We start from the raw sequence: 25,599 nt of genomic DNA, 5'->3' as shown, positions 1-25,599 counted from the left end.
GGTGAAGAGTGAGGAGAACAGCATGAGTTTCGATTTCAGCGATGTAACCTTCGGCGACCTGCAGGGCCAGAGCGTCTTCATCACCGGCGGCGGCTCGGGCATCGGCGCGGCGCTGACCGAGGGCTTCCTGGCCCAGGGCGCCAGGGTGGCCTTCGTCGGCCTCAGCGACGCCAGCGAGTTCTGCGATGCCATGGAGGCGAAATACGCCAACCGGCCGCTATTCATCGAGTGTGATATCCGCGACGTGGCGGCACTCCAGGCAGCCATCGCCCAGGCCCGCGAGGCCCACGGCCCGATCGGCGTGCTGGTCAACAACGCCGCCCGTGACACCCGCCACAGCCTGGACGACTGGAGCGTCGAGCAGTGGGACGACTCCATCGCCACCAACCTGCGCCCGCAGTTCTTCACCGCCCAGGCGGTCGCGCCGGACATGCGCGAGCTGGGTGGCGGCGCCATCATCAACCTGTCGTCCAACAGCTACCTGCTGGGGCTCGGTGGCTACCCCACCTATGTCACCGCCAAGGCCGGCATCATGGGGCTGACCCGAGCGCTGGCCCGGGAGCTGGGCCCCGACGCCATCCGCGTCAATTGCCTGATCCCCGGCTGGGTGATGACCAAGCGCCAGAAGGAGCTGTGGGTCAACGATGCCGACCTCCAGGAATGCCTCGATCAGCAATGCCTCAAGGAGGCGATCCCGGCGGAGGACATGATCGGCCCCTGCCTGTTCTTGGCATCAAAGGCCTCACGCATGATGACCGGCCAGGAAATGGTGGTGGACGGAGGCCGCGCATGAGCCAGGCCCACGAGATCGCCGAGCGCCTGAGCTGGGTCGCCGTGGACTGGGGCTCCAGCAACCTGCGCGCCTGGGCCCTGGACGCGCGGGGCGAGGTGCTCGCCCGCACCGACTCGGACCGCGGCATGCTCACGCTGACGCCGGAGGCCTACGAGGCCGAGCTACTGCGGGTGATCGGCGACTGGCTGCCCGCAACGGGACGAAAGCCGGTACGGATCTGCGGCATGGCCGGCGCCCGCCAGGGCTGGCGGGAGGCCGCCTACCTGCCGGTGCCGACCCGGCTGGACGACCTAGCCCGGGGCGCCGTGGCGCCGCCGCTCGACGACCCGCGCCTGGAGGTCGCCTTGCTACCCGGGCTCTGCCAGACCGCCGAGGGCGCCTTCGACGTGATGCGCGGTGAGGAGACCCAACTGGCGGGGCTAGTGGCCCGGGAGCCCGGGTTCACCGGCCTGGCCTGCCTGCCCGGCACCCACGCCAAGTGGGCCCGCCTCGAGGCCGGCGCGGTCACGCGCTTCACCACCTGCCTCACCGGCGAGCTGTATCGCCTGCTGGCCCGCCAGTCGGTGCTGAAGCACTCCATCGGCGACGACGACCTCATGGACCCCGGCTGTCGCGAGGCCTTCCTCGCCGCGGTACACGAGATCCAGGCGGCGCCCGCCACCTACACGGCCAGGCTCTTCGGCCTGCGCGCCCAGGACCTGCTGGACACTGGCCTGCCGACCGGCGAGGCGCGCGGGGCCCGGCTCGCCGCGCGACTCTCGGGGCTCACCATCGGCCTCGAGTTGGCCGGCATGGGCGACGAGCTAGGCGACGAGTTGGCCGATGCCGGCCCCGTCACCCTGATCGGCAACGCGGCGCTCTGCGAACGCTACGCCCTGGCGCTGGAGGCCCTGGGCCACACGAGCCGGCACCTGGATGGCGAGGCCGCGGTCCTCGCCGGCCTGGGGCTGGCGCACCACGGCCTCGCCGCGCGACGCTGAGCCCACTCACCCAACCCTGGAGATTCCCGCATGACCCTGCCCCTGATCGGTATCCTGCGCGGCGTCACCCCCTCCGAGGCGGTGGCGGTGGGCGAGGCGGTCCTCGCCGCCGGCATCACCACCCTGGAGGTGCCGCTCAACTCCCCCGAGCCCCTGGAGAGCATCCGCCGCCTGGCCGACGCTCTGGGTGACCGTGCCCTGGTGGGCGCCGGCACCGTGCTCACCCCGACCCAGGTGCGCGACGTCCAGGCCGCCGGCGGGCGCCTGGTGGTCTCGCCCAACTGCCGCCCGGCGGTGATCGAGGAGACCCGGCGCCTGGAAATGGCCAGCTGGCCGGGGGTGGTCACCCCCTCCGAGGCCTTCGACGCCCTGGACGCCGGCGCCAGCGGCCTCAAGCTGTTCCCCGCGGTGCAGGTGGGGCTCGCGGGCATGCAGGCGGTACGTGCCGTGTTGCCCGCGGGCACCCTGCTCTATGCGGTGGGCGGCATCGGCGTGGATAACTTCGCCGCCTGGCGCGCCGCCGGCGTCGACGGCGCCGGCCTGGGCGGCGCCCTCTACAAGCCCGGCCAGCCCCCGGAACAGGTGGGCGAGCAGGCCCGCACCCTAGTCGCGGCCTGGCGAGCCGCGGGAGGCGAATCATGAGCCTGACGACCTTCCCGACCGAACTCGCCGTGGACAGCCGCTGCGAACTGGGCGAAGGGCCCCAGTGGCACGCCGCCCTGGGCCGCCTCTACTGGTGCGATATCCTCGCGGCGCGGCTGCACTGGCTGGAGCCGGCCTCCGGCGCCACCGGGCACCACGAGCTCGACCATATGGTCTCGCTGGCCGCCCCGCTCGAGGACGGTGACTTGCTGCTGGTGGGCGAGGACCGCCTCAGTCGCTTCGATCCGCACAGCGGACACGCCAGGAAGTTCTGTGACTTCGAGGCCGACAATCCGCTCACCCGCAGCAACGACGCCCGGGTCGACCGTCACGGCAGCCTGTGGCTCTCCACCATGGGCAAGGCCGCCGAGCCCGGCGCCGGCAGCCTCTACCGCCAGCACCGCGGCGAGCTGGTCAAGCTGCGCTCGGGCCTGACCATCCCCAACGCTATCTGCTTCTCCCCCGGCGGCGAGTTCGCCTGGTTCACCGATACCCCGACCGGGGTGGTGATGCGCTGGGCACTGGACCGCCACGGCTGGCCGGTGGGCGAGCCCGCCCCCTGGGCGGACTTCTCGGCCCACGCCGGCAACCCCGACGGCGCCGTGGTGGATAGCGAGGGCCACCTCTGGCTCGCCCTGTGGGGCGCCGGCCGGGTCGTGCGCCTGGACCACGACGGCCGCATCGTCGCCGAGGTCGGCCTGCCGGTCGGCCAGCCCTCCTGCCCCGCCTTCGCCGGCGCCGATCTCGAACGGCTCTACATCACCACCGCCCGGGAGCACCTCACCGCCACCGAGCTGGCGGATCAGCCCCTGGCCGGCTCGCTGTTCGTCGCCGAGGTGGGCGTCCGCGGGCTCGCCGAGCCGCCGCTGCGGCTGGAATAACGTAAAAAAAACCCGGCCACGGGGGCCGGGTGGAAAACGACAGCGACTGGCTGTCGAGAGAGCACACAGGAAATCGGGAAATCAGTGGTGGTAGCGCTCCGCCACCTCGCGGGCCAGCTGGCGGATGGCGTCCCAGTCCCCGGCGTCGACCAGCGACTTGGGCGTCAGCCAGGAGCCGCCCACGCACATCACGCTCTTGAGCGCCAGGTAGTCCTCGGCGTTGTCCAGGTTGATGCCACCGGTGGGGCAGAAGCGCGCGTCGGGCAGCGGGCCGGCGAAGGCCTTGAGCGCCTTGACGCCGCCGCTGGCCTCGGCGGGGAAGAACTTGAAGCGCCGGTAGCCGTACTGCCAGCCGGTCATCAGCTCGGAGACGGTGGCCACACCGGGCAGCATCGGCACCGGGCTGGTGACCCCGTAGCGGTAGAGCGCCTCGGTGGTGCCGGGGGTGACGATGAAGTCGGCGCCCGCCTCCTCGGCCTGGCGGTACTGGGCCGGGGTCAGCACGGTGCCCACGCCGATGCTGGCCTGGGGCAGCGCCTCCTTGATGCGCTTGATCGCCTCCAGGGCACAGTCGGTGCGCAGGGTGATCTCCAGCACGGTCAGGCCGCCGTCGTAGAGGGCACGGGCCAGGGGCACGGCGTCCTCGACGCGCTGGATGGCGATGACCGGGATCACCTCGGCCTTGAGGCAGATGCTGTCCAGTTCGGTGGTGCGGGTCGAGGGCAGCTGCTTGTCGATGCTCATGATGTCACTCCGGAATTCAGGGGGCCCAGTAGGTCGCCAGCGGGCAGGAAAGGAAGGCGCGGATCGGCAGCTCGCGGCTGTCGTCGCCGGCCAGGGCCCGGGCCAGCACGGCGCGCTTGTCGCCGCCGCTGATGTGCAGCACATGGCGCCGCGCCTGGTGCAGGCGGTCGGCGCTCAGGGTGATGCGCGGCTGCGGCTGGCTGGGCGTACGCACCGCCACCGCCGCGGCGTCGGTGGCCAGCGCCAGTCCGAGCTCCTGGCTGTCGGGAAACAGCGAGGCGGTATGGCCGTCGCCGCCCATGCCCAGGATCACCATGCTGGCCGGCCAGGCCAGGCCTTCGACCCGCTCGGCCACCGTGGCGGCGCCCTGCTCGGGGGTGGGGTCGGCGGTGGTCAGCGGCACGAAGGTGGCCGCCGCCGCCGGGCCCTTCAGCAGGTGCTCGCGCACCAGGCGGGCGTTGCTGTCGTCGGCGTTTTCGGCCACCCAGCGCTCGTCGGCGAGCGTCACCTGGACGCGCTCCCAGGGCAGCTCGTAGGCCGCTAGGGCCTCGAAGAAGGGTACCGGGGTGGAGCCCCCGGAGACCACCAGCAGGGCATAGTCGTGGTTCGCCAGGTCGGCGCGCAGGGCCTCGGCCACCGACTCGGCCAGTTGCACGGCCAGGCGCTTGCGGGAATCGTCGCTCATCTCGGCTCTCCCTCAGTAATCCTCGTACCAGCTGCGACCGTCCTGGGTGATCATGGCGATGGAGGCCACCGGGCCCCAGGAGCCGGCGGGATAGCGGCGCGGCGGCTCGTCGCGGTCTTCCCAGGCGGCGATCAGGCTGTCGCACCACTGCCAGGCGTGCTCCACCTCGTCGCGGCGCACGAAGAGGTACTGCTGCCCCTTCATCACCTCGAGCAGCAGGCGCTCGTAGGCGTCGGGGATCCGCGTCTTGGGGAAGGCGCTGTTGAAGTCCAGGTGCAAGGGGCCGCGGCGCAGGCGCATGCCCTTGTCCAGGCCGCTGTCCTTGGTCAGCACCTCGAGCGCGATGCCCTCCTCCGGCTGCAGGCGGATCACCAGCTTGTTGGCGGCCAGGCCGCGCTGGTCGGGATCGAAGATGTAGTGGGGCTGCTGGCGGAAGTGGATGACGATCTGCGACAGCTTCTCGGGCATCCGCTTGCCGGTGCGCAGGTAGAAGGGTACCCCGGCCCAGCGCCAGTTGGCCACGCCGGTCTTCATGGCCACGAAGGACTCGGTGTGGCTCTCGGTGTTGGCGCCCTCCTCCTCGAGGTAGCCGGGCACGGCCTGGCCGTCGATGGTCCCGGCGGTGTACTGGCCGCGCACCACGTCGCGCCCCAGCATGTCGTCGGTGAACGGCCTGAGCGCCTTGAGCACCTTGACCTTCTCGTCGCGGATGGCGTCGGCATCGAGGTTGGCCGGCGGGTCCATGGCGATCAGGCAGACCAGCTGCAGCAGGTGGTTCTGCACCATGTCGCGCAGCTGGCCGGCGTCGTCGAAGTAGCCCCAGCGCCCCTCGATGCCCACCTTCTCGGCCACGGTGATCTCCACATGCGAGATGTGGTTCTGGTTCCACTGGGTGCCGAACAGCGGGTTGGCGAAGCGCAGGGCGATCAGGTTCTGTACCGTCTCCTTACCCAGGTAGTGGTCGATGCGGTAGACACGCGACTCGGGGAAGACGGCGCCGATGGCGTCGTTGATCTCGGCGGAGGAGTCGAGGTCGTAGCCGATGGGCTTCTCGACCACCACCCGGCTCTGGTCGTCGAGGCTGCCACTGGCCTCGAGGTGGCGGCAGATGTCGCCGTAGATCTTCGCCGCCACCGAGAGGTAGACCACCATGGGGCGGCCGACGTCCTGGCGCCACTCTCGGACGGCGGCATAGCCCTCGGGCTTGGTGAAGTCGAGTTGCAGGAAGTCGAGCCGGGCCAGGAAGCGCGCCAGCGACTCGCGGTCGAGCTCCTCGGCCTTGACGTAGGTCTTGAGCGCCTTCTCGATCTGCTTGCGGAAGCCATCCAGGTCGTAGTCCTGGCGGGCCAGGCCCAGCAGGCGCGTGGCGGGATCCAGCAGCCCCTCGCGCTCCAGGTGGAAGAGCGCGGGGAACAGCTTGCGCTGGGCCAGGTCGCCGAGCGCCCCGAACAGCGCCAGGTCGATCTCCGTGCTGACCGTCTGGCCGGATCGATTGGTTTGGCTCATCTCAGACCCCTTTCGTTAACTTAGCAAAAAAATACGCTCAGAGCGGCTGAATAGCAAGTATTTATTGTAAACTTACCAAATAAAGTTGACCGCCCGGTCCACGCTATGGCCTCGCCCCGATGCCTCGGGCTAGGATAGTCAGCATAATGTAGTTAAATCACCACATCATCCCGTCAACGCATCCACCCGCGGCCTCGCGCCGCCCCCAGCATGGAGAATGCCCCCGACCCATGGCCAGTCACGACCTGCTCGATCGCATCCGTCAGCGTCTCGGCGACCTCAACCGCTCGGAACGCAAGGTCGCCGACGTCATCCTGGCCGACCCGGCCGCCGCCACCGGCATGAGCATCGCCACCCTGGCCCAGGCCGCCTCGGTGAGCGAACCCACCGTCAATCGCTTCTGCCGCAGCTTCCTCGCCAAGGGCTACCCGGACTTCAAGATCAAGCTGGCCCAGAGCCTGGCCGGCGGCACCCCCTACGTGAGCCAGGCGGTGGAGCCCGAGGACAGCGCCGCCGACTATACCCAGAAGATCTTCGGCGCCACCATCGCCGCCCTGGACGAGGCCCGCCGCCAGGCCGATGCCTCGCGCATCGAGCGGGTGGTGGATTACCTGATCCAGGCCAAGCAGATCCACTTCTTCGGCCTGGGCGCCTCGGGGGCCGTGGCCCAGGACGCCCAGCACAAGTTCTTCCGCTTCAACCTGCCGGTCACCTCCTACGTGGACGTGCTGATGCAGCGCATGGTGGCCTCCTCCTGCCACACCGGCGACGTGGTGGTGGTCATCTCCTGGACCGGCCGCACCCGGGAGCTGGTGGACATCGCCCGGGTGGCCCGCGAGAGTGGCGCCGTGGTGCTGGGCATCACCGCCCCGGACTCGCCGCTGGCCCGGGAGTGTACCGAGACCCTGGAGGTCGCCACCCCGGAGGACACCGACCACTACATGCCCATGACCTCGCGCATGATCCAGTTGACCCTGATCGATGTGCTGGCCACCGGGGTGACCCTGCGCCGCGGCGAGGACTTCCTCGGCCACCTCAAGAAGATCAAGGACAGCCTGCTGGAGACGCGCTATCCCAGCGGCAAGCACTGACACCTTCCCTCTCTCGTCCCCATGACGACGCAGCCCCGCCGGAAGCCGGCGGGGCTGCGTCGTGTCGGGGCGGCACGGAATCAGCCGGCGAAGGCCACGTAGATGGCGATCACCAGCACCACCAGCGCGATGCCGGCCGGCACGGCGCCCTTCCAGGGCGTCAGGTCGACGTCGCCCGAATACTCGTGCACCCAGTCGGTGTCGCGCGGGCGCAGCTTGCCGATGAGCAGCATCACCGCGACCAGCAGCACGAAGACCAGGCCCACGAAGTGGAACTCGTGCATGATCACCGGCAGCTTGTTGAACGGCGGCACGAAGTAGCCGGCGGCGATCAGCAGGCAGCCGCCCACCAGGGCGATCTTGGCCGCCATGGGCGGCACCCGTTTGGTCAGCAGGCCGACCACCACCACCGCCAGGATGGGGATGAAGTAGATGGCGTTCATCTTCTGCAGGTAGCCGAACAGGCTCTCCTGGCCGGCCAGCAGCGGCGCGATGGTCATGGTGACCACGGCCATGATCCAGCCGAACACCTTGCCCGACTTCACCACCTGCTCCTCGCTGGCATCCTTCTTCAGCACGCCCTTGTAGATGCCCAGGCTAAAGATGGTGGTGGTGCTGTTGAGCGCCGAGTTGAAGGACGACAGGATGGCGCCCACCATCACCGCGGCGAAGAAGCCGGTGAGGTAGGGCGGCAACACGTGGAACACCAGGTGGCCGTAGGCCTCGTCGGCACGCACGCCCTGGTCGGCGTAGAGGTGGTAGGCGATGATCCCCGGCAGCACCAGGTAGAGCGGCCCGAGCAGCTTCAGGAAGCCGGTCAGCAGCACGCCCTTCTGCCCCTCGGCGAGGGTCTTGGCGGCGAAGGTCCGCTGGATGATCTGCTGGTTGGTGGTCCAGTAGAAGACGTTGATCAGGAAGACCCCGGTGAACAGGGTGAAGAAGGGCACCTGCTGGTCGGGCCCGCCGATGGAGTTGAGCTTGTCGGGATCGCTCTCCTTGAGGATGCTCCAGCCCTCCATGATGCCGCTGCCGTCGCTCACCGCCTGCAGACCGAAGTAGACGATCACGAAGCCGCCGATCAGCAGGCCCACGCCGTTGAGGGTATCGGAGACGGCGACGGTGCGCAGGCCGCCGAACAGCGCGTAGACGGAGCCGATCAGGCCCACCACCCAGACGGTCAGCCACAGCAGCGCGGTGGACGACTGGATGCCGGTCAGCTGCGGCAGGTCGAGCATACCCTGCAGGCCCATGGCGCCGGAATACAGGATGATCGGCAGCAGGATCACCGCATAGGCGATCAGGAAGATGACGTTGGTGATCAGCTGGGTACCGCGGTCGAAGCGGATCGACAGCAGCTGCGGCAGGGTGGCGATGCCGCTTCTCAGGAAGCGCGGCAGGAAGAACAGCGCCAGCGCCACCAGGGCGATCACCGCCACCACCTCCCAGGCCATCACGGAGAGGCCATCGGTGAAGGCCGAGCCGTTGAGCCCCACCATCTGCTCGGTGGAGAGGTTGGTCATCAACAGCGAGCCGGCGATCAGCGGGAAGGTCAGGGTGCGGCCGGCCAGGAAGTAGCCGCTGGTGCTCTCGTGGTCGTCGCGGCGCGTGATGCGCCAGGTGATGAGGGCGACCAGTCCGGTGAAGAACAGGAAGGACGCCAGGGTCAACGCATGCATGGTGGGCTTGCCTCTGGTCGTGGGGAGTGGAGCGCGCCGGCGGGTGGCCCGGCACCTATGTCTGACATAGTGGCCGGCCATTCTAGGGATCTGAAACGATCCAGGTTATACGCCTTTAGTCTAAGAAGGCGACACCCTCGACCAGGCAGCGAATACGCCGGATCCAGAGCTACTCCTTGTAGTGGCTGGAACAGCTCGACAGCAGCATGAGCACGCAAAGCGCGAGAGAGTGCCGATGGATCCATTGCAGAATCGTCATTCCCGGTTCCTCTTCCTCGCCAAATGTGTCCTGTCATGATGAGCCACTCGGCAATGGAAGGGGCTGGCGTGCATGTTCTCAGTTAATCGAGCATTTCAGTTAAGTGAGCATTTTTGAATCTAACCGCCCGCCTGGCCCAGGCATGGCGGGGCTCAACGAAATTCGGTATGGTTGTTTCCCCTGACGCATCGCCACCCCACATCGGACGTCATGCAGCCACTGTATCTCGAGGACTGGAGAGGCTGGCTCCCCAGTGAACGCGGCCACACCGTGCCCAGACAGCGCCAGATCGATGCACGCCCGGGCACGTCGCTACCGCCGATGCTGCGCCGCCGTCTGGATGAACCCGGGCGCGCGGTATGCGATCTCCTGGCCGCCCTGGACCCCGAGGCTCGCCATCCCCTGATTCACGCTTCCCGGCACGGTGATACCCGTCATACGCTGGCCATGCTCGAGGAGCTGATCGCCGGGGCCCCGCTCTCGCCGACCCGCTTTTCCATGTCGGTGCATAACGCCGTGCTCGGCGTTCACTCCATCGCCCGGCAGCACCATCGCCCCCTGCAGGCCCTGGGGGCCTGCGGCCAGGAGTTCGAGGCCCTGATGACCGAAGCCGCGGGCTATCTGGCCGAGGGTCATTCGGCTGTGGTTGTGGTCTTCGCGGAGGGCCCCCTGCCCGAAGCCTATGCCGATCATGCGACGCATCCCGGTCACCCCTGCGCCGTGGGCCTGCGCCTGGCCCGGTCGGGCGAGACGCGTCTGAGCCTCGACGCCACCCAATCGACCGCCGCCCCGACCCCGGCGACCGTGATCGACTGGCTCGCCGGTCGTACTCCCTTGCTCGCCCGGCGCTGGCGCCTGGAGGCCGTATGACCCTGGATCAGTGGCGCCGTGGTCTCGGCACCGCCCTATCCTTCTCTGCCTTCGGCCTCGGCGGCCTGGTCATCGGGCTGGTGGTGGCCCCTGTCCTGCAGCTGGCCGTGCGCGAGCCGCGCCGCCGTCGCCGGCTGGCCAGGCGCGTCATCCGGCAAGCCTTCCGTGCCTTCATCGGCCTGATGCGCGCCCTGGGCGTGCTCGACTACCGCCTCGAGGGCGGGGAGCGACTGACACGCCCGGGGCGACTGATCCTGGCCAATCACCCCTCGCTGATCGACGTGGTCTTCCTGCTGGCTCATGTCCCGGACGCCGACTGCATCGTCAAGGGACGCCTGGCCACCAACCCCTTCACGCGCGGCCCGATCCGTGCCGCGGGCTACATCACCAATCGCGAACCGGAGGCCGTCATGGAGGCCGCCCGTGCCAGCCTGGCCGAGGGCCATCCGCTGATCCTGTTTCCGGAGGGCACCCGCAGCGTGCCGGGCCGGCCGATCAAGTTCCGACGCGGTGGCGCCAACATCGCCCTGCGCACGGGCACCCCCATCACGCCGGTGCTGATCCGCTGCGAACCGACGACCCTGACCAAGGGAGAACCCTGGTACCACATTCCATCACGCAAGGTTCGGATCAACCTTCGCGTGCTCGACGACCTGCCGCCAGAGCAGGATGCCGCTCGCCCGGCGAGTCAGCAGGCCCGCGCCCTGACCCGTGCGCTGAGCGGCCATTTCAATAGGGAACTGGAGCGATTCCATCATGCACGAGACACAACAACTGTCGCTTGACCTCAAGCGCTTGATCATCGAGACCCTCGAGCTCGAGGACATCACCCCCGAGGACATCGAGGAGCAGGCCCCGCTGTTCGGCGAGGGCCTGGGCCTCGACTCCATCGATGCCCTGGAACTGGGGCTGGCACTGCAGAAGCGCTACGGCATCAAGCTCGACGCCGAGTCCGAGGAAACCCGTCGCCACTTCGCCAGCCTGGCCGCCCTGCAGTCGCTCGTGGAGGCCCGCCGTGTCGCTTGATGCTCCCGCCGCCGTGACCCGGGCGGATATCCTCGCCCACATCCAGAAGACTCTGGTGGAACTGTTCGAGCTGGAGGCCGCGGAAGTCCATCCCGGGGCACGTCTCTACGAGGACCTGGACATCGACAGCATCGATGCCGTCGACCTGGTCGTCGAGCTCAAGCAATTCACCGGGCGACGCATCAACCCCGAGGACTTCAAGTCGGTGCGCAGCGTTGACGACGTGGTCGATGCGGTCGAACGCCTGCTGAAAGACTGAGCCGGCCCATGGGAAAGCTCACGCCACTACCCCTCCTGCTGGGGATGGCCTGGCCCCTGCTCGCCTGGTGGCTGCACGACGCGCTCGGCAGCTGGCCGCTGCTGATCGGCGGCGTCCTGTTGCTGGCCTGGCGGCTGCCCGACGCTCGCCGGCTGGCGGCGATCGCCGCTGGCGTCCTGCTGTTGACCGGGCTGCTGGTGGATGCCGAGCTGGGCATGCGCGCCTACCCGGTGGCCATCAACGCCGTGATGCTCGGGCTCTTCGCCACTAGCCTGTGGCGCGGCCGGCCGATCATCGAGCGCCTGGCCCGGCTGCGCGAGCCCCGGCTGCCGCCATCGGGCGTGCGCTACACCCGGCGCGTGACCCAGGCCTGGTGTGGTTTCTTCCTCGCCAATGGCGCCATCGCCGCCTGGACGGCCCTGTACGCGGACCTGGCACTGTGGTCGCTGTACAACGGCGCGATCAGCTACGCCCTGATCGCCTTGATGTTCTGCGGCGAATGGCTGTGCCGTCGCCGACTGCGGAGAGAGCCAGCTTCATGTACCTCCCCCTGACCCGGCTGCCCTGGCGCCATGCCGACCCCGTTGCCGCCCTGCCCGCCGATCGCTGGTGCTCGCCGGGAAATCTGGCCGCGCGCATCGATGCCTGGCGGCACTGGCTGGACGGGCGCCCCGAGGGACGCTGGCTGCTCCATGACAGCGATCCGGCCGGCTTCTGCGCCGCCCTGCTGGCCCTGTGGGAGAGCGGGCGCAGCGCCGTGCTGCCCGGCGACGACCGCCCGGCGACGCACCGCCGTCTCGCCGAACGGGTCGACGGCGTCCTGCCCGTGGAAGCCCCCGCGTCCACCGCCGCTCGCTCCACTCCCTTTCCCGATACGCTGGACGCGAGTCGCGAGGCCCTGGTGCTCTACACCTCCGGTTCCACGGGGGAACCCGTCATGCAGGCCAAGCGCTTCGACCAGTTGGAAGCGGAGCTCGATACTCATGCCGATCTCTGGCCGCTGGACGCCGCCGCCGTCGTCTCCCAGGTCAGCCATCAGCACATCTACGGCCTGCTGACCGGACTGCTGCACCCGCTGTGTCACGGCGTGCCCTTCTGCGGCGACGTCTGTCGCTATCCCGAGGTCATGGCCGCCCGCCTCGACGAAGCCCGGCGGGCGGGCCGACGCCCCACCCTGGTGAGCTCCCCCGCCCAGCTGTCGCGCCTGCCGAACCACCTGACCTGGGACTCCCCGCGGCGCGTCTTTTCTTCCGGGGCACCGCTGGCGGCGGCGGATGCCCTCCGGGTCGAGACGCTGCTCGACGCCCCGGTCATCGAGCTCTACGGCAGCACGGAGACCGGCGGCATCGCTCACCGATGCCAGTCGCGGGGCGATGACTGGCAACCATTGCCCGGGGTCGAGATCGCCCTGGCCGACGGCGGCCTGGCGCTGCGCTCGCCCTATCTCGAATATCCCGACCGCTGGTGGCATCAGCCGGATCGGGTGGCCGCCACGCCCCATGGTTTCCGCCTCCTGGGGCGCGCGGACCGGCTGATCAAGCTCGCCGGCAAGCGGGTCTCGCTGACCGCCGTCGAGCGCGACCTCGCAGCCCTGCCCGAGGTCGGGCAGGCCCGCTGCGTCGACCTGGGGCGCGCCGACGAGCGCCTGGGCGCGGTGGTCGCGATGCCCGTCGATGCCCTGCCCCATGACCACGAGGTCCGCCGGCGACTGATCGGCCGACTGCGTAGGCATTTGACCACCACCCAGGCGGCGGTGGCCGTTCCACGCTACTGGCGCTTCGTCTCGACCCTGCCCACCAACGCCCAGGGCAAGCTCGATGGCGCCATGGTGGCACGCCTGTTCGCCGACCTGGACGACGCCCGCCGGCCACGCTGGCTGGGCGAACAGTGGGAGGGGCCGGACACCTGCCGGCTGACCCTGGAAGTTCCGGAGCGGCTGGCCTACCTGGAGGGTCACTTCGACGACTTCCCGCTGGTACCGGGCGTGGTCATGGTGCAGTGGGCCATCGAGCTGGCCGGCGAGGCCTTCGGTCCGCTCGGCGATTTCTGCGGCGTGGAGCGCCTCAAGTTCCAGCGCGTGCTGCGCCCCGGGGCGCGCTTCACCCTGAGCCTGACGCGCCGCGCGGCCGGCCTGGCCTTCACCCTCGACTCTCGGGACGGGCGCCACGCCAGTGGCCGGGTGAGCCTTACAGGAGGCGACGATGGCTGACGCCCATCCCTGCGCACTGGTGCCGGTCTACAACCACCCCGCCACCATCGCCGAGGTCTGTTACACCCTCGACGCCCTGGGCCTGCCGGTGGTGCTGGTCGACGACGGCAGCGACGATGCCTGCCGCCGGGTGCTCGACCGCCTGGCCGACCAGGGGCACCGTCTGGTGCGCCTGGCCGAGAATCGTGGCAAGGGGGTGGCGGTCCGGGCGGGCCTGCGCGAGGCCGAGCGCCTGGGCTACAGCCATGCCCTGCAGGTAGATGCCGATGGCCAGCACCGCGGCGAGGACCTGCCCGCCTTCCTCGAGGCTCTGCGCGAGAGCCCCCGGGCACTGCTGGCCGGCTACCCGCGCTACGACGCCAGCGTGCCCCGGATACGCTTCTACGGCCGCTACGCGACTCATGTATGGGTCTGGATCAACACCCTGTCGCGCCAGATCCGCGACACCATGTGCGGCGTACGCCTCTACCCGGTGGCACCGCTCAACCGGCTGCTGGAGCGCCACCCCTGCGGGGATCGCATGACCTTCGACACCGAGGTGCTGGTGCGCTGGCACTGGGCCGGTGGGGCGCTGCGCAACCTGCCGGTTCGGGTCCACTACCCCGCCGATGGCATCAGCCACTTCGCGCCCTGGCGCGACAACCTCCAGATCAGTGCCATGCACACCCGCCTGTTCTTCGGCATGCTCAGGCGCCTGCCCCGGCTGCTGGGCCGGAGGGGGCAGCGCCCATGAAGCGGCGTCACTGGGCACGGATCGGGGAGCGCGGCAGCCTGGCCGGCATGCTCGTCATGGTGCGGATCCGCCGCCGCCTGGGGGCCTGGCCCTTCCGAGTGGCGCTGGGGCCGGTCATCCTCTGGTACTTCCTGTCCCATGGTCTCGCCCGCCGCGCCTCCGGCGACTACCTCACACGCCTGGACCCTGCCCTGGCGCGACGCCCCCTGGCCCGCCTGTGGTGCAGCTACCGGCACTTCCTGGCCTTCGGCCGGGCGCTGATGGACAAGGTCGCCGCCTGGAGCGGCGAGTATCCGCCCTCGCGCCTGCACGGCGGGGGCGTCGAACACTTCGAGGCGGCGATCGCTTCGGGCCGCGGCGGACTGGTACTGGTCGCCCATCACGGCAACCTGGACGTGGTCAACGCCCTGGGCGATCACCACCCGGACCTGGAACTGACGGTGATGATGCATACCCGCAATGCCCGCAAGTTCCACGCCTTGCTCGAGCGGGCCACCGGGCGCCGGCAGCCCGACCTGCTGGAGGTCACCGAGATCACCCCGGCCACCGCCCAGCACCTCGACGCGCGTATCCGCCGCGGCGGTTTCGTGGTGATCACCGCCGACCGGGTGCCGATCGGCGCCGGCCGCCACCGCCGACTCGACTTCCTGGGCGCTCCCGCCGATTTCCCCGAGGGTCCCTTCCGCCTGGCGACCCTGCTGCGCTGCCCGCTCTACACCCTGTCCTGCGTACGCGAGGGCGACGGCTTCCGCGTCGACTTCACCTCCTTCGACGACACCCGGGAATTGCCCCGTCGCCAGCGAGAGGCCTGGCTGGACGACGCCATGCGGCGCCATGCCGACCAGTTGGCCGAGCGGGTACGCCGCCACCCGCTGCAATGGTTCAACTTCTATCCGTTCTGGCCCGACGACACGGAACCCCACCATGATCACACCCCCTGAATCCCGACCGCCGCTGTGCCTCGACGGCGCCCCCGTCAGCCTGGAGGCGATCCTGGAGGTCGCCGAGGGACGCCGCCGCGTGCGCCTCTCCAAGGCCACCGAGTTCCGCGAACGCATCGCCCGGGGCAGCGCCTTCCTGGAGACACTGCTCGAGGAGGACGGCGTGGTCTACGGCGTGACCACCGGTTACGGCGATGCCTGCACCCGGGCCGTGCCGACCGAGGACGTGGCGCAGCTGCCCCACCGCCTCTACACCTTCCACGGCTGCGGCCTCGGCGAGACCCTCTCGGTCGAGGCCGCCCGCGCCGTGGTGCTGGTACGACTGGTCTCGCTGTGCCGCGGGGTCTCCGGCGTCAGCCTGGAGTTGCTCGAGCGCCTGGCCTGGCTGCTCGAGCACGACGTGCTGCCGGTCATCCCCGAGGAAGGCTCGGTCGGCGCCAGCGGCGACCTGACGCCGCTCTCCTACCTCGCCGCGGTGCTGTGCGGCGAGCGCGAGGTCCTCGACAACGGCCGGCGCCGCCCCGCCGCCGAGGCGCTGGCCGAGCGCGGCCTGACACCCTATCGCCTCAAGCCCAAGGAAGGTCTGGCGCTGATGAACGGCACCGCCGTGATGACCGCCCTGGGGTGCTTCGCCTATACGCGTTGCACCTATCTGGCTAGCCTGGCCACCCGAATCACGGCGCTGTCAGTGCATGCCCTGGCCGGCAACCCCTACCACTTCGACGCCGACCTGTTCGCCGCCAAGCCGCACCCCGGCCAAGGGCGGGTCGCCGCTCGGCTGCGCGAGGATCTGCACACGCCCTCGACGCCACGCAACTCGCCGCGGCTCCAGGATCGCTACTCCACCCGCTGCGCACCCCATGTGATCGGCGTGGTCGAGGACGCCCTGCCCTGGTGGCGCCAGTTCCTCGAGAACGAGCTCAACAGCGCCAACGATAACCCCCTGATCGATGCCGAAAATGGCAAGGTCATGCACGGCGGCCACTTCTACGGCGGTCACGTGGCCTTCATCATGGACAGCCTCAAGCAGGCCGCGGCCAACCTCGCCGACCTGCTCGACCGCCAGCTGGCACTGCTGGTGGATACCCGCTACAACCACGGCCTGCCCAGCAACCTGAGCGGCGCGTCCCCCGAGCGCCTGCCGCTCAACCATGGCTACAAGGCGGTGCAGATCGGCGCCTCGGCCTGGACCGCCGAGGCCCTCAAGCTGACCATGCCGGCCAGCGTCTTCTCGCGCTCCACCGAGTGCCATAACCAGGACAAGGTCAGCATGGGCACCATCGCCGCCCGCGACGCCCTGCGCGTGCTGACCCTGGTGGAGCAGGTCGCGGCCGCCACCCTGCATGCCGCCTGTCAGGGGGCCGAAATGCGCTGCCGCGAGCCCGGCGCCAACCCGCTGCCAGAACGCCTGGCCGCCTTCCTCGACGCGTGCCGCCGGGACATCCCGCCGCTCGGCGAGGATCGCGCCCTGGACGCGGAGCTGAACCGGCTCTGCGCGCGCATTCGCCACCGCCACTGGAGCCTGTATGACGCCGGATGATCGCCGCCTGCCCCAGGCCGAGGTCGAATTCGAGATTCCCTTCCATGACGTGGACATGATGGAGGTCGCCTGGCACGGCCACTATGTGCGCTACCTGGAGATCGCCCGCTGCCGGTTGCTCGACGCCCTCGACTACAACTATCCGCAGATGCGCGACTCCGGTTTCGCCTGGCCGGTTATCGACCTGCGGCTGCGCTATGCGGCGCCGGCGACCTTCGCCCAGCGCATCGCCATCGAGGCCCGGCTCAGCGAATGGGAGCATCGCCTCAAGGTCGACTACACGATCCGTGACGCCGAGTCTCGTCAGCGGCTGACCCGGGGCTGGACCGTGCAGGTCGCCGTGGGGCTGGACGACCGGGAGATGCGACTGGCCTCGCCGCCGGTGTTGGTCGACCGCCTGCTGGCCTGGCAGGAGCGTCACGCATGAGCCGTACTGCCCTCGCCCTGTCACTGCTGATGCTGACCCTGGCGGGCGCCGTCGAGGCGGCGCCCGATGCCGGGCGACTCGCCCAGCAACTGCGCGAGCACGCGCCGACCTGTGGGCGCTTCACGCAGCGCCGCTGGATGGCCGATCTCGACACCGGGCTCGACAGCGCCGGCCATTTCCGCCGCCAGGGCGAGGCCCTGATCTGGCAGACCCTCACCCCGGTGGCCGACCGGGTGCGTCTCGCGCCTGACAACCCGGACCTCCCGTTGGGGCTGAAGGCCATGCTGCCGGTGCTCACCGGCCTGCTGGCGGGTGATTGGCCCACCTTGGAGCAACACTTCGAGGTGCGACTCGAGGGCGAGATCGCTGCCTGGCGCGCCCGGCTCGCCCCGCGGGACCCGGCCGTGGCCGAGCGACTCGAGTCGCTGCAGGTCAAGGGTGGCGACCGGGTCGAGCGGGTGTTGCTGCGCTTCACCGACGGCGATCGTCTGACCTTGAAGCTCGAACCCGCCGGCTGTGATGCCCTGGACACGAAAGAGCCGGAGTCATGAGAGGGCGCGACCGGGAGCGCCGCGTCGCCCTCGTCTGGGGGCTGGTCCTGGCCGCCTGCGCGCTGCTGCTCATCGATCAGCTGTGGCGCGGGGCGCCGGTGGAGAGTCGCATCACCGCCCTGCTCCCCGACACGGCCGAGACTACGCGCTTCGCCGAGGCTGAGACACACCTCGACCAGGCCTTCGCCTCCCGCCTGCTGGTGCTGGTCTCGGGGCCAGACGCCGCCGAGGCTATGGTCGACCTGAAGCGACGCCTGCAAGCCTCGGGGAGCCTCGAAGGCATCGACGACGAGTCGCCGCCGCGCCCCGATCGCGTGCTCTCGCCCTATCGCTATCGCCTGCTCGCTCCCCCGCTGGATGACGCCTCGGCGAGCGAATGGCAAGAGCGCGCCCTGTCTCGGCTCTTCACCCCCGGCCTGGATGCCGAACCGCGCCGGGATCCGTTCGGCCTGCTCGACGCCTGGCTGACCCATCGGCTGGCCGGGCCGGTGACCTGGCGAGACGGCATGCCCGGGGTGACCGCCGAGGGGCGGCGCTGGCAGCTGCTCAGCGCCAGCCTGGCGGGGAGTCCCTATGCCCCCGCCCAGCAGGGTCCGGTGGTCGAAGCCCTCGACGCCTTCGAGGGTGACCACCCCGAGCTGGAGGTGCTGCGCGCGGGGCTGGTCTTCCACGCCGCGGCCGGCACTCGCCAGGCCAAGCGCGAGATCACCACCATCGGCCTGGGTTCGCTGCTCGGCATCCTGCTGCTGCTGGCCTGGACCTTCCGCCGCCCCGGCGTGCTGGCCAGCCTGGTGCTTCCGGTCGCGGCCGGCATCCTGTTCGCCCTGCCGCTGACCTGGACGTTGTTCGGCACCCTCAACCTGCTGACCCTGGCCTTCGGCGCCAGCCTGATCGGGGTGGCCGTGGACTACGCCCTGCACCTGCAGTGCGCCCGGGCCCTCCACCCTCGCCGCCCGCTGACGCGGTTGTGGCCGGCCCTGGCACTGGGCCTGGCCTCGAGCCTGACCGCCTACCTGGTGCAGCTGGCCACGCCCCTGCCGGGACTGCGCCAGATGGCCACCTTCGCCGCCCTGGGCCTGACCGGCGCCTGGCTCACGGTTCGCCTGTGGCTGCCCCGACTGGCGCCGCCTCACCATCCCGCCACCGCCACCATCGCCGCGCGACTCGATCGCTGCCGACTACCCCCTCGGGCCGGCCGCTGGCAGGCCGGCCTAGCCGTCCTCCTGCTGGCGGCACTGGGCCTGGCCCTGGTCGGCCTGCGGGCCGGAGATGACCTGCGGCGCCTCAATCCCTCGCCGGACACGCTGATCGAGCAGCAGCAGCGCGTCCAGGCACTCCTCCAGCGCAGCGGCGGCCAACACTACCTGCTCGCCACCGCCGCCTCCGGGCCTCGGCTGCTGGAACGCCTCGAGACGCTGGAGGCGCCGCTGTCGCGGCTGGTCGCGCAAGGCCAGCTGAGTCATTACCGGCACCTGGCCCAGGCCGTTCCATCGCCGCAGCGTCAGGCCGCCAACCTGCAGGACGTGCGGCAACGCTATGCCCAGGCACTCCCCGGCCTGCTGGAAGAGGCCGGCCTGCCTCCCGCCCTGGAAGCCACCCTGACCGACCCGCTAGCCGAGACGCCCGTGCTGACGCCGAACGCCTGGCTGAGCACCCCCGCGGGCGCCGCCGACCGCGCGCTGTGGCTCGAGACCGCCGACGGCCGCCCCGCGGCCCTGGTGCTGCTCGATGGCGTCACCCCTCGGGCGACACGAACGCTCGAGGCACTGGCCGACGACACGCCCGGACTCCACTATCGCGACCGGGTCGCGACGCTCTCCGAGCGGCTCGGTCACCTGCGCCAGCAGATCGGCCTGTGGCTGGGCCTGGCCGTGCTGGGTCTGGTGGCGGGCTTCGGCTGGCGCTACCGCCGACGCGCCTGGCGTGTCCTGCTGCCGCCGCTGGGCGCCGTGGTACTGACGCTGGGCCTGTTCGCCGCCCTGGGGACGGGCGTGACCCTGTTTCATCTGCTGGGCCTGCTGCTGGTGCTGGGCATCGGCCTGGATGCCGGTATCTTCAGCACCGAGCACCCGGGGGATCCCGCGGCCTGGCTGGCGATCAGCCTGTCCTGCGCCTCGAGCCTGCTGGCCTTCGGGCTGCTGAGCTTCAGCGCCACGCCGGCCCTGCACCACCTGGGGCTGACCTGCCTGGTCGGCCTGATCGCCACCTGGGGGCTGGTGCCCTTCGCTCGGGCGCGCCGACGATCCGATCAACACCACATGGAGCACGTCCCACATGGAGAAAGGTGACACCACCGATATCGCGATCATCGGCGCCGGGCCCGCGGGCGCCGCAGCCGCCGCCTGGCTGGCGAGACAGGGCCACGACGTGCGGGTGCTCGAGCGTCAGCACTTCCCGCGCTTCTCGATCGGCGAGAGCCTGCTGCCGCAGTGCATGGAACACCTCGCGGCCTGCGGGCTGCTCGAGGCGGCCCGCGCCGGCGACTTCCAGCCCAAGAACGGCGCCGCCTTCTGCTGGAAAGGTGCCGAAGCCGCCATCGATTTCCGCGACAAGTTCAGCCCCGGCCCTGGCACCACCTGGCAGGTCGAGCGCGCCGACTTCGACTGGCGCCTGATCGAGGGCGCCCGGCAGGCCGGCGCCCGGGTCGAGTACGGCGTAAAGGTGGACGGCTTTGCCGCCGATGTACTCCATCCCCGGCTGACCCTGAGCGACGAACGGGGCGTCCGCCGCGAGCTGCGGGCCCGCTTCGTGCTCGATGCCAGCGGCTACGGGCGCGTGCTCGCCCGGCTCACCGGCCTCGATCGCCCCTCGACCCTGGCCGACCGCAGCGTGCTCTTCACGCATGTCGAGGACCGCATCCGTTGCCCCGACCACGACCGCGAGAAGATCCTGATCGGGCTGCATCCCCGGCATCCACAGGTCTGGTACTGGCTGATCCCCTTCCGCGGGGGCCGCGCCTCGGTGGGCGTGGTCGCCGACCCGGCGATCCTCGAGGCCGCCGGCGCCGACGATGCCGAGCGCTTCTGGACGCTGCTCGGCGAGGAGCCCCGCTTCGCCGAACTGCTCGATCGGGCCACCGCGACCCGCGAGGTGAGCCGCCTGACGGGCTATGCCGCCGACATCGAGCGTCTCCACGGCCCCGGCTTCGCGGTCCTCGGCAATGCCGGCGAGTTCCTGGACCCGGTGTTCTCCTCCGGCGTGACCATCGCCCTGGACTCGGCGGTGCGAGCCGCACCGCTGGTCGAGCGCCAGCTCGCGGGCGGGACGGTGGACTGGGCGGCCGACTTCGAAACCCCGCTGCGCCGGGGCGTGGCGACCTTCCGCGATTTCGTCGAGGCCTGGTACGATGGCCGGCTGCCGCGCATCATCTTCCACGACCGCCAGCACCCGCGGCTGCGCGGGATGATCAGCTCGGTGCTCGCCGGCTATGCCTGGGACGACGACAACCCCTTCGTCGTCGCCAGCCGACGCCGGCTCGACCGCCTGGCCGAGACCTGCGCCAACGACGCCATGGCCGAACCGACATGACCCGCGACCCGATGCCATCACGCCCCTCGAGACGCCTGCAGTGGGCCAGGCTCCTGCCGTACCTGCTCCTGCTCGAGCTGACAGCCTGCGCCCTCGCCCCGCCGTCTCCGCCCCTGCCGCCGGTGGCAACGCTGCCGACGGCGGCACCCGAGGCGTATCGGCTGACCTTCGAGCGCGACGACCAGCATCGCGAGCTCATCGCCGTGCTGCGTCATGATCACCAGGCCCTGCGCCTGGCCCTGCTCAGCCCCCAGGGACAGCGCCTGCTGACGCTGGTGCAGGATGCCGACGGCGCCCGCTTCCTGCCCGATGCCGCCTTCGAGCCACCCTTCAGCGCCGACTGGCTGGCCAGCCGCCTGAGCTGGGGACTGTGGCCGGCCGACCGCCTCCGAGCCGCCTTCGCCGGCAGCGACTGGCGCCTCGAGACCCGTGACCAGACCCGCGTCATCCATCATGGCGATCGACGTGTCGCCCGCCTGGAGGGCGATACCGAATGCCGGGTGCTCCACGACCGTGAGGGCGGCTACCGACTGTCCATCGTCCCCCTCGACACACAAGACCAAGCAAGAGACCCATGCCGCGCACCCTGACTCCCCGGCCCGCCTGCCGGCTGCACCCGCCTGCGGTGATCTGTCCCCTGGGGGACGACGCCGCGACCATCGTCGATCGCCTGTTCGGCGGCCAGCGCCGCCTGGCGATCAGCGATGCCTTCACGCCTGGCCGCCCGCTGCCGCTGGGGCGCGTCACCACGCCCCTGCCGGATGACGGTGCCTGGCCGGTGGCGCACCGCTCGCGCAACAATCGCCTGCTGGCCGCGGCCCTGACACGCCTCGCCCCGACCCTGGCGGATTTCCGGGCGCGACACCCCGAGGCCCGGATCGGCGTGATCCTCGGCACCAGCACCTCCGGCATCGGCGAAACCGAGGCCGCCTTGGCCGAGCGCCGACGGCTCGGCGACTGGCCCGCTGACTTCCACTACCAACGCCACGAGATCGGCTCGCCCTCGGCGTTCGTCGCCGAGCACCTGGGGCTGACCGGCCCCGCCTACACCCTGTCCACCGCCTGCTCCTCCAGCGCCAAGGCGCTGGCCAGCGGCCGCCGGCTGCTGGCGGCAGGCGCCTGCGACGCCGTGATCACTGGGGGCGCCGATAGCCTCTGCGGGCTCACGGTCAACGGATTCAGCGCCCTGGAAGCCGTCAGCGAGGCGCCTTGCCTGCCCTTCTCGGCCAACCGGGACGGCATCAACCTCGGCGAGGCCGCCGCGCTCTTCCTGATGACGCCCGACGAAGGCGGCATCCAGCTGGCCGGCTACGGGGAGACCAGCGACGCCCACCACATCTCGGCACCGCGGCCCGACGGCGCGGGTGCCCGAGCGGCCATGCAGACGGCCCTGGAGATGGCGGGCCTGACCCCGGGCGACGTCGACTACCTCAACCTGCACGGCACGGCGACGACACAGAACGACCTCATGGAGGCGAAGGCCGTCTCGGCGCTCTTCGATACGCCGCCGCCCTGCAGTTCGACCAAGAGCCTGACCGGCCACACCCTCGGCGCCTGCGGCGCCCTGGAGGCGGCCTTCTGCTGGCTGGCCCTGGACGCCGGCCGCCTGCCACCGGCGGTCAACGACGGCGAACCGGACCCGGCGCTGCCGCCCCTGCCCCTGAGCGCCGGGGGTCACGCCGCGCTGCGGTACGCGCTCAGCAACGCCTTCGCCTTCGGCGGCAACAACATCGCCCTGCTTCTGGAGAAGACCCCATGAGCCCTATCGCCGACCTGGTCCCCCACCGGGGTCCCATGTGTCTGCTCGACGGTCTCGTCGAGGCCGGGGAGGAACACCTGATCGCCGAGGTGACACCACGCCGCGACGACCTCTTCGCCAGCGCCGAGGGCATTCCCGCCTGGGTGGGCATCGAGTGGCTCGCCCAGGCGATCGCCGCCTGGTCCGGCCGCCGCGCCCTGGCCGCGGGCGGCACGCCGCGCATCGGCTTCCTGCTGGGCAGCCGCCGCTATCGCTGCCGAGTCGCCCACTTCGCCTTCGATCGGCCGGTCCGCGTGGAGATCACGCTCGACTATCTCGCCGACAACGGCCTCGGTGCCTTCCGCGGCTGTCTCCGGAGCCAGGAGGGAGCCCCGCTGGCCGAGGCCACCCTCAACGCCTTCGAACCGGATTCCCCGGAGACCCTGGCCGCCATGCAAGAGGACTCACGTTCATGACCGACACCATTCTCGTCACCGGCTCCAGCCGTGGCATCGGCCGGGCGATCGTCCTGCGCCTGGCCCGGGACGGCTTCGACATCGTGCTGCACTGCCGCCGGCGTCGCGACGCCGCCGAGGCCGTCGCCGAGGAGATTCGGGCCCTCGGCCGCCGGGCCCGCCTCCTGAGCTTCGATATCGCCGACCGGGACGCCACCCGCCAAGCCCTCGAGGACGACATCGATGCCCATGGCGCCTACTACGGCGTGGTCTGCAACGCCGGCATCACCGCCGACGGCGCCTTCCCGGCCCTGACCGACGAGGACTGGGACAGTGTCATCCATACCCACCTCGACGGCTTCTACAACGTGGTCAAGCCGCTGACCATGCCGATGGTGCGCCGCCGTGCCCCGGGCCGCATCGTAGTCATGTCGTCGGTGTCCGGCCTGATGGGCAACCGCGGCCAGGTCAACTACAGCGCCGCCAAGGCCGGCCTGATCGGGGCGGTCAAGGCCCTGGCGGTGGAGCTGGCCAAGCGCCGCATCACCGTCAACTGCGTCGCCCCCGGCCTGATCGACACCGACATGACCGAGGACCTGGCCGGGGAGGAGGCCCTGAAGCTGATTCCCATGCAGCGCACCGGCACTTGCGAGGAGGTGGCCGGGGCGGTGAGTTTCCTGTGCTCGCCGGACGGGGCCTATATCACTCGCCAAGTACTGGCCGTGAATGGAGGCATGTGCTGATGAGGACATCCGCCCTGCGCACCGATGGCATGGGCCGCCGCGTCGTCGTCACTGGCATGGCCGGCTTCTCGCCGATCGGCAACGATTGGCCGAGCATCCGTGACCGGCTGGGTCGGCTGGATACCGGCATTCGGCACATCACCGGCTGGGACGAGTACGAGGGGCTCAACACCCGGCTCGGCGCCCCGGTCGAGGAGTTCACGCTGCCTGGGCACTACCACCGCCGGGCCTTGCGCAGCATGGGCCGGGGCGCGCGGCTGGCCACCCGCGCCAGCGAGCTGGCCCTGGAGGAGGCCGGCCTGTTGGGCGATGAGCTGGTGGGCAGCGGCCGGCTGGGCATCGCCTACGGCGCCTCCGCCGGCGAGCCCGATGCAGTGGCCGACTTCGGCAACATGCTGATCAACAAGTCCACCGATGGCCTGAACGCCAACTCCTACATCCGCATGATGGCGCACACCGCCCCGGTCAACATCGGCGTCTTCCTCGGTGTCCGGGGGCGCATCCACACCACCTCCAGTGCCTGCACCTCCGGCAGCCAGGGCATCGGCTATGCCTTCGAAGCGATCCGTTTCGCCCGGCAGACGGCGATGATCGCCGGCGGTTGCGAGGAGCTCTCCGCCTCGGAGGCGGCCGTCTTCGACACCCTGTTCGCCACCAGCACCCGCAACGAGGCCCCGGAGACCTCGCCGCGTCCCTTCGACGCCGACCGCGACGGCCTGGTGATCGGGGAAGGCGCGGGCAGCCTGATCCTGGAAGATCTGGAACATGCCCAGGCGCGCGGCGCCCCCATCCATGCCGAGCTGGTCGGCTTCGGCACCAACAGCGACGGCCGGCACGTCACCCAGCCGGACGCGACCATGATGGAAGCGGCGATGCGCCAGGCGCTGGACGACGCCGGCCTGTCGCCGGAGCAGATCGGCTACGTCAGTGCACATGGCACCGCAACGGATCGCGGCGACATCGCCGAGAGCCAGGCCACTCGGGCGGTGTTCGGCTCCCATCAGCCCATCAGCGCCTTCAAGAGCTTCACCGGGCATACTCTCGGCGCCTGTGGCGCCCTGGAAGCCTGGGTGGCCATCGAGATGATGCGCGAGGGCTGGTTCCACGGCACCGCCAATCTCGAACGTCCCGATCCGGCCTGCGCCGAGCTGGACTACCTCATGGGCGAGGGGCGACGCCTCGACTGCGAATACGTGATGAGCAACAACTTCGCCTTCGGCGGGATCAACACCTCGCTGATCTTCCGCCGCTGGTCCTGAGGCCATCCGGCCTCCCACGGCCCGGCCGCCTGCCGCCGGGCCTCTCATCCCAACCGATGAAGG

At 70.3% G+C, this 25,599-nt stretch carries 27 protein-coding genes; 23 read left to right on the top strand and 4 right to left on the bottom strand.

Annotated features, from left to right (window positions below):
* The first annotated feature begins 22 nt into the window (after positions 1 to 22).
* Genes QWY80_RS09955 through QWY80_RS09940 form a run of 4 tightly spaced genes read left to right on the top strand, consistent with a single transcriptional unit; the run spans position 23 to position 3,296 of the window.
* Positions 23 to 793 carry an SDR family NAD(P)-dependent oxidoreductase gene (locus QWY80_RS09955; RefSeq protein WP_290230924.1) on the top strand — a complete coding sequence of 257 codons (771 nt, stop codon included), beginning with the start codon at positions 23 to 25 and terminating at the stop codon, positions 791 to 793.
* Complete coding sequence (locus tag QWY80_RS09950) at positions 790 to 1,773, top strand: 2-dehydro-3-deoxygalactonokinase (RefSeq protein WP_290230922.1); 984 nt, start codon at positions 790 to 792, stop codon at positions 1,771 to 1,773. Before QWY80_RS09955 ends, QWY80_RS09950 begins: the two co-directional genes overlap by 4 nt.
* Positions 1,774 to 1,803: 30 nt before the next feature.
* Positions 1,804 to 2,415 (top strand): 2-dehydro-3-deoxy-6-phosphogalactonate aldolase, encoded by a 612-nt coding sequence (locus tag QWY80_RS09945; RefSeq protein ID WP_290230919.1) that lies wholly within the window; start codon positions 1,804 to 1,806, stop codon positions 2,413 to 2,415.
* Positions 2,412 to 3,296: an SMP-30/gluconolactonase/LRE family protein gene (locus tag QWY80_RS09940; RefSeq protein WP_290230917.1), complete on the top strand. Its 885-nt coding sequence runs from the start codon at positions 2,412 to 2,414 to the stop codon at positions 3,294 to 3,296. Before QWY80_RS09945 ends, QWY80_RS09940 begins: the two co-directional genes overlap by 4 nt.
* An 81-nt stretch (positions 3,297 to 3,377) precedes the next feature.
* Here QWY80_RS09940 and QWY80_RS09935 read toward each other — a convergent pair whose 3' ends face one another.
* Genes QWY80_RS09935 through zwf form a run of 3 tightly spaced genes read right to left on the bottom strand, consistent with a single transcriptional unit; the run spans position 3,378 to position 6,231 of the window.
* Positions 3,378 to 4,040, bottom strand: coding sequence for a bifunctional 4-hydroxy-2-oxoglutarate aldolase/2-dehydro-3-deoxy-phosphogluconate aldolase (locus QWY80_RS09935; RefSeq protein WP_290230915.1), 663 nt, complete (start codon positions 4,038 to 4,040; stop codon positions 3,378 to 3,380).
* Positions 4,041 to 4,056: 16 nt separating this feature from the next.
* Positions 4,057 to 4,725, bottom strand: a complete 669-nt coding sequence (gene pgl / locus QWY80_RS09930) for a 6-phosphogluconolactonase (protein ID WP_290230913.1) — start codon at positions 4,723 to 4,725, stop codon at positions 4,057 to 4,059.
* Positions 4,726 to 4,737: 12 nt separating this feature from the next.
* Entirely contained in the window at positions 4,738 to 6,231 is a 1,494-nt protein-coding gene (gene zwf, locus QWY80_RS09925; protein WP_290230911.1) for a glucose-6-phosphate dehydrogenase, read from the bottom strand.
* A gap of 230 nt (positions 6,232 to 6,461) precedes the next feature.
* Between zwf and QWY80_RS09920 the strand changes: the two genes are divergently transcribed.
* Positions 6,462 to 7,322, top strand: a complete 861-nt coding sequence (locus QWY80_RS09920; RefSeq protein WP_290230910.1) for a MurR/RpiR family transcriptional regulator — start codon at positions 6,462 to 6,464, stop codon at positions 7,320 to 7,322.
* Between the two features lie 80 nt (positions 7,323 to 7,402).
* Here QWY80_RS09920 and QWY80_RS09915 read toward each other — a convergent pair whose 3' ends face one another.
* The gene (locus QWY80_RS09915; RefSeq protein WP_290230906.1) at positions 7,403 to 8,998 is read right to left on the bottom strand and encodes a solute:sodium symporter family transporter; all 1,596 of its coding nucleotides are present in this window, start codon (positions 8,996 to 8,998) and stop codon (positions 7,403 to 7,405) included.
* A 469-nt stretch (positions 8,999 to 9,467) separates the two neighbouring features.
* Here QWY80_RS09915 and QWY80_RS09910 point away from each other — a divergent pair, with 469 nt between their 5' ends.
* From QWY80_RS09910 to QWY80_RS09825, 18 genes are read left to right on the top strand one after another with little or no spacing between them, the layout of a single operon-like run.
* Positions 9,468 to 10,127, top strand: a complete 660-nt coding sequence (locus QWY80_RS09910) for a beta-ketoacyl synthase chain length factor (protein WP_290230904.1) — start codon at positions 9,468 to 9,470, stop codon at positions 10,125 to 10,127.
* Positions 10,124 to 10,912: a lysophospholipid acyltransferase family protein gene (locus QWY80_RS09905; RefSeq protein WP_290230901.1), complete on the top strand. Its 789-nt coding sequence runs from the start codon at positions 10,124 to 10,126 to the stop codon at positions 10,910 to 10,912. The genes QWY80_RS09910 and QWY80_RS09905 overlap by 4 nt, the downstream gene beginning before the upstream one ends.
* Positions 10,884 to 11,153, top strand: a complete 270-nt coding sequence (locus QWY80_RS09900; protein ID WP_290230898.1) for a phosphopantetheine-binding protein — start codon at positions 10,884 to 10,886, stop codon at positions 11,151 to 11,153. The genes QWY80_RS09905 and QWY80_RS09900 overlap by 29 nt, the downstream gene beginning before the upstream one ends.
* Positions 11,143 to 11,412, top strand: a complete 270-nt coding sequence (locus QWY80_RS09895; protein ID WP_435389334.1) for an acyl carrier protein — start codon at positions 11,143 to 11,145, stop codon at positions 11,410 to 11,412. The genes QWY80_RS09900 and QWY80_RS09895 overlap by 11 nt, the downstream gene beginning before the upstream one ends.
* An 8-nt stretch (positions 11,413 to 11,420) precedes the next feature.
* A complete protein-coding gene (locus QWY80_RS09890) occupies positions 11,421 to 11,966 on the top strand; it encodes a COG4648 family protein (RefSeq protein WP_290230895.1) in 546 nt (181 codons plus the stop codon).
* Positions 11,951 to 13,621 (top strand): ApeI family dehydratase, encoded by a 1,671-nt coding sequence (locus tag QWY80_RS09885; RefSeq protein ID WP_290230891.1) that lies wholly within the window; start codon positions 11,951 to 11,953, stop codon positions 13,619 to 13,621. The genes QWY80_RS09890 and QWY80_RS09885 overlap by 16 nt, the downstream gene beginning before the upstream one ends.
* Positions 13,614 to 14,354 carry a glycosyltransferase family 2 protein gene (locus QWY80_RS09880; RefSeq protein WP_290230888.1) on the top strand — a complete coding sequence of 247 codons (741 nt, stop codon included), beginning with the start codon at positions 13,614 to 13,616 and terminating at the stop codon, positions 14,352 to 14,354. The genes QWY80_RS09885 and QWY80_RS09880 overlap by 8 nt, the downstream gene beginning before the upstream one ends.
* A complete protein-coding gene (locus QWY80_RS09875) occupies positions 14,351 to 15,295 on the top strand; it encodes a lysophospholipid acyltransferase family protein (RefSeq protein ID WP_290230885.1) in 945 nt (314 codons plus the stop codon). The genes QWY80_RS09880 and QWY80_RS09875 overlap by 4 nt, the downstream gene beginning before the upstream one ends.
* The gene (locus QWY80_RS09870) at positions 15,279 to 16,835 is read left to right on the top strand and encodes an HAL/PAL/TAL family ammonia-lyase (protein ID WP_290230883.1); all 1,557 of its coding nucleotides are present in this window, start codon (positions 15,279 to 15,281) and stop codon (positions 16,833 to 16,835) included. Before QWY80_RS09875 ends, QWY80_RS09870 begins: the two co-directional genes overlap by 17 nt.
* Entirely contained in the window at positions 16,822 to 17,262 is a 441-nt protein-coding gene (locus tag QWY80_RS09865) for an acyl-CoA thioesterase (RefSeq protein WP_290230880.1), read from the top strand. The genes QWY80_RS09870 and QWY80_RS09865 overlap by 14 nt, the downstream gene beginning before the upstream one ends.
* Positions 17,259 to 17,813, top strand: coding sequence for a LolA-related protein (locus tag QWY80_RS09860; RefSeq protein WP_290230878.1), 555 nt, complete (start codon positions 17,259 to 17,261; stop codon positions 17,811 to 17,813). Before QWY80_RS09865 ends, QWY80_RS09860 begins: the two co-directional genes overlap by 4 nt.
* The gene (locus tag QWY80_RS09855) at positions 17,810 to 20,101 is read left to right on the top strand and encodes an MMPL family transporter (RefSeq protein ID WP_290230877.1); all 2,292 of its coding nucleotides are present in this window, start codon (positions 17,810 to 17,812) and stop codon (positions 20,099 to 20,101) included. The genes QWY80_RS09860 and QWY80_RS09855 overlap by 4 nt, the downstream gene beginning before the upstream one ends.
* Positions 20,088 to 21,341: an NAD(P)/FAD-dependent oxidoreductase gene (locus tag QWY80_RS09850; protein WP_290230875.1), complete on the top strand. Its 1,254-nt coding sequence runs from the start codon at positions 20,088 to 20,090 to the stop codon at positions 21,339 to 21,341. The genes QWY80_RS09855 and QWY80_RS09850 overlap by 14 nt, the downstream gene beginning before the upstream one ends.
* Complete coding sequence (locus QWY80_RS09845; protein WP_290230873.1) at positions 21,338 to 21,931, top strand: DUF3261 domain-containing protein; 594 nt, start codon at positions 21,338 to 21,340, stop codon at positions 21,929 to 21,931. The genes QWY80_RS09850 and QWY80_RS09845 overlap by 4 nt, the downstream gene beginning before the upstream one ends.
* Positions 21,916 to 23,100: a beta-ketoacyl-ACP synthase gene (locus QWY80_RS09840; protein WP_290230871.1), complete on the top strand. Its 1,185-nt coding sequence runs from the start codon at positions 21,916 to 21,918 to the stop codon at positions 23,098 to 23,100. Before QWY80_RS09845 ends, QWY80_RS09840 begins: the two co-directional genes overlap by 16 nt.
* Positions 23,097 to 23,555 (top strand): hotdog family protein, encoded by a 459-nt coding sequence (locus QWY80_RS09835; protein WP_290230868.1) that lies wholly within the window; start codon positions 23,097 to 23,099, stop codon positions 23,553 to 23,555. Before QWY80_RS09840 ends, QWY80_RS09835 begins: the two co-directional genes overlap by 4 nt.
* Positions 23,552 to 24,277, top strand: a complete 726-nt coding sequence (gene fabG / locus QWY80_RS09830; RefSeq protein WP_290230866.1) for a 3-oxoacyl-ACP reductase FabG — start codon at positions 23,552 to 23,554, stop codon at positions 24,275 to 24,277. Before QWY80_RS09835 ends, fabG begins: the two co-directional genes overlap by 4 nt.
* On the top strand, positions 24,277 to 25,536 hold the full coding sequence (locus QWY80_RS09825; protein ID WP_353960447.1) for a beta-ketoacyl-ACP synthase: 1,260 nt from the start codon (positions 24,277 to 24,279) through the stop codon (positions 25,534 to 25,536). The genes fabG and QWY80_RS09825 overlap by 1 nt, the downstream gene beginning before the upstream one ends.
* The last annotated feature ends 63 nt before the right edge of the window (positions 25,537 to 25,599 follow it).

The organism is Halomonas ramblicola, assembly GCF_030409215.1.
GTDB classification, from domain to species: Bacteria; Pseudomonadota; Gammaproteobacteria; order Pseudomonadales; family Halomonadaceae; genus Halomonas; species Halomonas ramblicola.
This window is presented reverse-complemented; position numbering and strand designations above follow the sequence as displayed.